Annotated in this window: 8 protein-coding genes; all 8 read right to left on the bottom strand. The window is 70.2% G+C overall.

All coding sequences use genetic code 11. The features are described 5' to 3' along the window. Positions 1-839 (bottom strand): beta-ketoacyl synthase N-terminal-like domain-containing protein (locus VL52_RS22450; protein ID WP_200896086.1); only part of this gene is annotated, 839 nt, incomplete at its 3' end. Continuing rightward, a complete protein-coding gene (locus VL52_RS22445; protein WP_046159127.1) occupies positions 832-2,061 on the bottom strand; it encodes a beta-ketoacyl-[acyl-carrier-protein] synthase family protein in 1,230 nt (409 codons plus the stop codon). The genes VL52_RS22450 and VL52_RS22445, both read right to left, overlap by 8 nt. Positions 2,062-2,080: 19 nt before the next feature. Next, complete coding sequence (locus VL52_RS24875; protein ID WP_052729480.1) at positions 2,081-2,524, bottom strand: 3-hydroxyacyl-ACP dehydratase FabZ family protein; 444 nt, start codon at positions 2,522-2,524, stop codon at positions 2,081-2,083. Positions 2,525-2,526: 2 nt separating this feature from the next. Then, on the bottom strand, positions 2,527-2,865 hold the full coding sequence (locus VL52_RS24870) for a phosphopantetheine-binding protein (protein WP_046159126.1): 339 nt from the start codon (positions 2,863-2,865) through the stop codon (positions 2,527-2,529). 21 nt (positions 2,866-2,886) lie between these two features. Then, positions 2,887-3,909: a methyltransferase domain-containing protein gene (locus VL52_RS22430; RefSeq protein WP_046159125.1), complete on the bottom strand. Its 1,023-nt coding sequence runs from the start codon at positions 3,907-3,909 to the stop codon at positions 2,887-2,889. Positions 3,910-3,936: 27 nt separating this feature from the next. Continuing rightward, positions 3,937-5,124 carry an SDR family oxidoreductase gene (locus VL52_RS22425; protein ID WP_082113900.1) on the bottom strand — a complete coding sequence of 396 codons (1,188 nt, stop codon included), beginning with the start codon at positions 5,122-5,124 and terminating at the stop codon, positions 3,937-3,939. A 56-nt stretch (positions 5,125-5,180) separates the two neighbouring features. Beyond that, complete coding sequence (locus VL52_RS22420) at positions 5,181-6,296, bottom strand: polyprenyl synthetase family protein (RefSeq protein WP_235429359.1); 1,116 nt, start codon at positions 6,294-6,296, stop codon at positions 5,181-5,183. Further along, a partial coding sequence (locus VL52_RS25130) for a hypothetical protein (RefSeq protein WP_046159123.1) occupies positions 6,296-6,569 on the bottom strand: 274 nt, incomplete at its 5' end. The genes VL52_RS22420 and VL52_RS25130, both read right to left, overlap by 1 nt.

Genomic DNA, 6,569 nt, shown 5'->3' with positions numbered 1-6,569 from the left:
GGCAGCAGCAGGGCCGGCTCGGCGTCGGCCGCGCGGCGCCAGCCGTCCAGCAGCGATTGGACCGCGTCGCCCCGGCCCAGCCGGCCGGCATGCCAGCCGCCCAGCCTGGCGTAGACGCGCGCGCCGCGCGCCGCCGCGTGCTCCGCGTCTTCCAGCACCAGCATGCACGCGCCCTCGGACGGGATCAGCCCGCCGCCCCGTTCGCCGAAGAAGGCCGGCCTGCCGGCCAGCGCGGCGTCGCCGTAATAATCGCGGCAGAAACGCAAGGCGAAGCGCGACAACGCCTCCACGCCGCCCGCCAGCGCGACCCGGGCTCGCCCTGAGCGGATCAGGCCGGCGGCGCGCGCCACCGCCTGCAGCGAAGCCAGCGGCCCCGAAGCCAGCACCGAGCTGGGGCCGCGCAGGCCGAAGCGGATCGCCATCTGGCCGCAGGCGATATTGCGCGCCACCAGCGGGAATTCGGCCGGATTGATCCGTTCCGGCCGCCCCTGCAGCAGCGGCAGCGAAAACTTGTGCACCGAGGTCTGCTCGGAGCGCGCGGTGCCCAACAGCGTCGCGCAGTCTTCCGGCGCCTCGCCGTCGCCGTAGCCCGCGTCCTCCAGCGCCGATCCGGCGGCGAAGCTGGCCAGCATCATCGGCTTGTCCATCAGCCGCAGCGCGCGCTCGTTGAAATAGCGGGTGCGCGGATAATCGCCGACGCTGGCGATCAGGGACTCGGCGTGCGGCGGCGACGCCGCCTCCGGCCAGGCGGAGAACACGAAGCGGCCGTCGAACGCGCCATCCAGCCCCACGCCATGCGGACCGACCACGCCGATGCCGGTAATCGCCACTTCACGCATGTCCATCCCCCCGGTAATGGCCGAACACGATGCAGGAGCAGGCGCCGCCGAAGCCGAACGATTGCGACAGCGCCCGCCGCAGCGCAGCCGGCCTGGCCTCGGCCCCGACCAGGCGGCTGCGCAGCTCCGCCTCGTCGCCGCGGGTGTGCAGCGTCGGCGGAATCAAACCGCTTTCCAGCGCCAATACCGTGGCGGCCGCTTCCAGCGCGCCGGCCGCGCCCATGCAATGTCCGATCGAGGCCTTGTTGGAGCTGATGTGAAGCCGCTCGGCGGCGTCGCCGAACACCAGATTGATCGCGCGGATCTCGGACGCGTCATTGTGGCGGGTGCCGGTGCCGTGGCAATTGATGTAGTCGATGTCCGCCGGCGCGAGGCCGGCGTCGTCCAGCGCGCGGCGTATCGCCAGCGCCTCGCCGGCGCCGTCTTCCGAGGTGGCGGTCAGGTGGTGGCCGGTGTTGGACAGGCCGTAGCCCAGGATCTCGGCATGGATGCGCGCGCCGCGCGCGCGGGCCGACTCCAGCGTTTCCAGGTGGAACAGGCCGGCGCCCTCGCCGATGAAGAAGCCATCGCGCTCGCTGTCGAACGGCCTGGGTTCGCCCGTGGTGATCGAATACAGGCCGTTGAAGGCCGCGTGTATCATCTCCGCCAGCACGTCGCCGCCGCCGGACAGGCAGCGGTCGCACTCGCCGCCGCGTATCAGGTCGAAGGCGTAGCCCAGCGCGTCGGTGGTGGACGAGCAAGCGGTGGACACCAGCGACGATGGTCCGGTCAGATTGTGCCGCCGCGCCAGGAAGTCCAGCTGGTAATGGGCCGGTATCGTTTCCGCCGCCACCGGCGACGGCCGCCCCGCCTCGTAGGCGGCGCCGTATTCGCGCATATTGCGCATGCCGGCGCACAGCGTGCCCAGCACGCAGCCGACGCGGTCGGCGTCATCGAATACCGGCCCCAGGCCGGCGTCCCGCAACGCCTCGGCGGCGGCCAGCTCCAGAAAGTAGGCGCTGTCCTCGCCCGGGTCGCCGCAGCGCGCGCGCGCGCCGGCATCCTCCAGCAATTCCGCCGGCGCCTCGCCGCCCTGAGCGCTGCGGTAAACCGAGGCGTCGAAGCCTTGTATCGGCCGCCGCGCGCTCTCGGCGCCCGCCAGCGCCTGCCAGAAGCGCTGCAAACCTGCGCCGTAAGGCGACACCACGCCGATGCCGGTGATCACCACTCTTCGCTTGTCCATGCCCCCTCCCGCCGCCGCGCTAGCGCCGCACGCCGGCTATCGTCAATTCCACGGTCAGCACCTTGTCCCCGCCCACCTCGCCCAGCCCGCTGACCGCGTACATCGCGCTGCCCGGCGTCGGCTTCACCTCCAGCGCGTAATCCACCCGCTCGTCCGGCCGGACGAAACGATGGAAATAGGACTTGCGCACCCCGGCCAGCACGCCCAGCGTTTCCGGCGTCCAGCCTTCCGCGCCGCAGCGTATCGCCACCCCGGCCAGCTGCGCGGCCGCTTCCAGCAGGTAGACGCCGGGCACGATGGGCTCACCCGGAAAGTGCCCGCGCAGGTGGGGATGATCGGCCCGCCAGCTGGCGCCGCCGCTGGCCTTCCAGCCATCCACCTCGGCGTCGCTGAGGAAAAAGGCGTCGCCGGCGTGCGGCAGCAGCGCCGCCAGCTCCTCGCCGGAGAATTGCCGCGCCGCCACGGCTACAGGTCCTCCTCGACATCGAAGGCCGTCACCGCTTCCAGATCCAGCTCGATGAAGCGGCGGGCCGCGCCATCGCCGAAGGCGTCCAGCACGTAGCGCGCCAGCGTGCGTATGCTGTTGACCACCTTGGGGTTGAAGTTCTCGGGAATCACCGCGTCCAGCAACTCGTGCAGCGTGGCGATGGCATCGAAGGCCTCGATGGAGTCCAGGCCGATCTGGTTGATCAGGTCGGCGTCGGCCGGCAGCGGCTGGTCTTCGTCCAGCTTCAGCAGCCGGACCAGGAAGTCGCGCAGCTTGTCCTCCAGCGCGGCCTCGAGCGCGACGGTGGCGTCGTTCATTGCAGTCTCCTCCGTTGGTAATCAGGCGGCGTGGCCGCGTATCGCGTGGAAAAAGCCCGGGTAGCGGTCGTTGACCGCGCCGAAGCCGTGCTGGCGGTACCAGCCGCGGACCTCGGGCCTGCCGTGGCGGAACTGGTGCGGCGGCATCACGTTGTCGAAGGACAGGAACACCGAGCTGCGGTACAGCTCGCCCAGCGTCGGCCGGTCCGGATAGATGGGAAAGCGGTCCTTGTTCACCCGGTACTGGGCTTTGAGGAAGCGCAGCACCAGCGGGAAGAAGACGGCGATATAGGCGTGGCACAGCGCGATCGTCATCCAGTGCGGCAGCCGGTGACCCAGCTTGAGGAAATGGCTGTCGCGCTGGCGGTACAGCCCGGCCCAGAAGCTGTCCTCCTCCGGCAGCGGATACAGCCAGGTCATGAAGTCGCCGCCCGGCGCCACCAGCGCGCCGATCGCGCGGAAGGCGCGCAGCGTGTCCGGCGTGTGGTGCAGCACGCCTATGCTCATCGCGAACTGCAGGCTGTGATTGGCGAACGGCGGGAACCAGACGTTGGCCTGGACGAAATGCAGATTGGGCAGATCGCGGTTTTCCCAGGCGGCGCGGGCGATGGCGTTGGACTGATCTATCGCCACCACCTGGTGCTGCGGAAAACGCCGCGCCAGCTCGCGCGCCTTCTCGCCGCTGCCGCAGCCGGCGTCCAGCAGCCAGGCTCCGGACGCGCGCGCGGACAGGCCGGGCGTGAACTCGCCGACGAACCAGTCCATGAACTTGCCTATCTCGTAGCCGTACACCACCGCGCGGCGCTCGGCGCGGCCGGTTTGCCGCTTGTTCCACTGGTAGGTGAAGCCGCTGCGGGTCCTGGCCACCAGGCCGTCCTGCAACAAGAGGCGCGGCACGCCCTGCACCACCGGGTAATGGCGGCGGCAGCCGACGCAGCTGAGTTCGCCGTCCTCGAACTCTCCCTCCTGCTCCCCGCTTCCGGCCACATGCAGTTCGCCGCGGCAATGGGGACAGCGGAGTATGGCCAGCAATTCGCGTTTCATCGTTGTCTGCTCCAGCTAGGTTTGTGATCAGGCCGGCTGCCGCTCGAACGCGCCGCCTCTCGCGCGCTGGCTGAAACGGGCGTCCAGCGCGTAGCGGGTGCTCAGCCGCAGCGCGGCCTCGACATCCGGCAACGCGATGCCGGCGGCGGCCAGCTCCGCCTGCGTGGCCGCGCAATCGAAATCGCGCTCCTCGGCCAGGTAGGCGCGGTAGGTGCGCAACAGCAGCTTCAGCGGGCTCAAGTGGAAACGGCGCAGCTCTTCCGGCGATGCCATCGCCTCCAGATCCTCCGGGCGGAACATCCTCGGCCTGGCCGGCGCCCTGCCATTGCCATCCGGCCGGCGCTCGGCCAGCTCCTGGTACATCAGACCGAAGATGCGCTCGAAATCCGGACTGTTGGCCAGACCGGCGGTCAGGTGATAGCAGCGCCCGACGGCATGGGCGGACGCGTCCAGGTGCAGCATCGCCTCGCACACGTAATCCGCCGGCACCAGATCGGGCCGGGCCCCGGCGTTCGCCGGCAGCACCGGCATGCGGCCGCGCTCGGCCAGCTTGAGGAATTCGTAGTAACCGAAGAACTTGCGTATGCGCCCGGCGCGCGACTCGCCGATGATCTGGCTGGGCCGATAGACGGTCAGCGGCAGCCACCCGCTCGCCTGCCAGACCAATTGCTCCGCCTCGAATTTGGACTGCTCGTAGCCGTTGCAAAAAGCCTGCCCCTGGTCGAGCTCCTCCTCGCCCAGCCGCCCGCTCCGCCACCCGGACACGTAGGCGGTGGACACGTAGTTGAGCCGGAAATCGGCCGAGGCGCGCATCGCCTCTTCGGCGAACGCCAACACCGCGCGGGTGCTGTCGACATTGGCCGCGCGCGACGCGTCCAGCGGCAGGTCGAAATCCACGCTGGCCGCCAGGTGGAACACGCGGCGGGTCCGCGCCGCCAGCTCGCGCCAGGCCGGCTCGGCCAGGCCGAACCGGGGCTCAGAGACGTCGCCATGGCATAGCAACACCCTGGCCCGCTCCGCGGGCGACAGGCCGCCGTAATCCATCGCCTCGCCCAGCCTGCCGGCCGCCTGCTGCGGCGTGTCGCCGCGCACCAACGCCGCCACCTGGCAAGCCGGGTGGCGGCGCAGCAGCCTGGGCAGCAATTCCCCGCCCAAGCCGCCGGTGGCGCCGGTCAGCAACACCGTCCCCTGCAATCCCCGATCCTTTAAATTCATTTGTCATTTCCTTTGCGCGGCCGCGGGCGATGCCCGCCATTGCGGGCCCATACCGTTCAGCGATTGCGGTGGATCACGTAGTCGACGAAGGCGGAGAAGCGTTCGCGGTCGACCGGATTGAGGAAATCCATGCCGGCGACAATGGCCTGGGTGCTGTCGATATAGCCCTGGGCGATGTCGCGCGCGGCGTCGAAAGCGCCGGAGCCCGCCATCAGCGCCACCGCCTCGGCCAGCGTCTGCGGATCGGCGGTGCGGCTCTGCAGGATTTCGACCAGCCTGGCCCGCTCGGTAGAGCCCAGCCGCTCCAGCGCCAGCAGCACCTGCAGATTGATCTTGCCCTGGGTGATGTCCTCGGCCAGCGCCTTGCCCCACTTGTCGTCGCCCGGCTGCACATTGAGGATGTCGTCGATGATCTGGAAGGCGATGCCCAGCTCCTCTCCCAGCGCGGCGAACTGCGCGGTCTGCTGCGGCGACGCGCCGGCGGCGATCGCCCCCAGCTTCAGCGGCAACCTGTAGGTATAGGAGGTCGAACGGTGCACCACCGACTGCAGATACTGCGCCGGCGTGCCGTCCAGCCGCCCCATCCACGGCCAGGTGGTGTCTATCGTGGTGCCCACGCCGGTCACCCAGTGCTCCCAGGCGATCTCGTCGGCCAGCCGTTGCGCCTGCTCCGGCTCCAGGCCGGAATCGTCGGCGGCCAGCAGCTGGAAGCAGGCGTTCAGCCAGGCGGAGCCGGCGGCCCCGGCGACGCGGACCCCGACCTGGCGATGCGCGGTCGGCCCGCCGCGGCGCAGCGGCGAATCGTCGGCGACGTCGTCCAGCACCAGCGAGGCGGCATGGATGATCTCGGCGATCGCCACCACCACCGGCGTCCGCCGCGGATCGCGCTCGAAAGCCTGCATCACGCTGCACACCAGGAAGGGGCGCAGCATCTTGCCCATCCGGTTGTGGTAGGAACGGTAGGGGTCGAGCCAAGCATCCTTCACCGCCTGCAGCATGGGTTCGGACAGCCGCGCGCCCAGCGCGGCCTCCAGATAGTTTCGGCTCGCCAGCCGGTCTATCGTCGCCAGCACCGTTTCGCGGCACCACGGATACCAGCGGCGGTACTGCTCCGCCAGCGTCGGCGCCATGTCGGCCAGGAAGTCGTCGCTGTATTGCGCGCTGTCGCTCATCACTGCCTCCCTTCCGAAACCGGCGCGTCCAGCGCCGCGAGAAAACCGGCCATCGCCGCTCCGACATCCGGCCCCAGCCGGCGCGCGCCGTCCAGCGCGGACGACTGCAGCCGGTCGGCGCTGGCCAGCAGCGCCGCGCGGTCGTACTCCGCGCGCCAGCGGACTTCCGCTTCCGCCACCCGGCGGCCGTTCAACGGCAGCGAACGGGCCTGGCCGTCGGCCAGGGCCCGCAGCCGCAGCGATACGCCCAGTTCCGTCCCCGCCTGGCGCAGC

The sequence above is a fragment of the Chromobacterium vaccinii genome (assembly GCF_000971335.1).
Taxonomy (GTDB): domain Bacteria; phylum Pseudomonadota; class Gammaproteobacteria; order Burkholderiales; family Chromobacteriaceae; genus Chromobacterium; species Chromobacterium vaccinii.
This window is presented reverse-complemented; position numbering and strand designations above follow the sequence as displayed.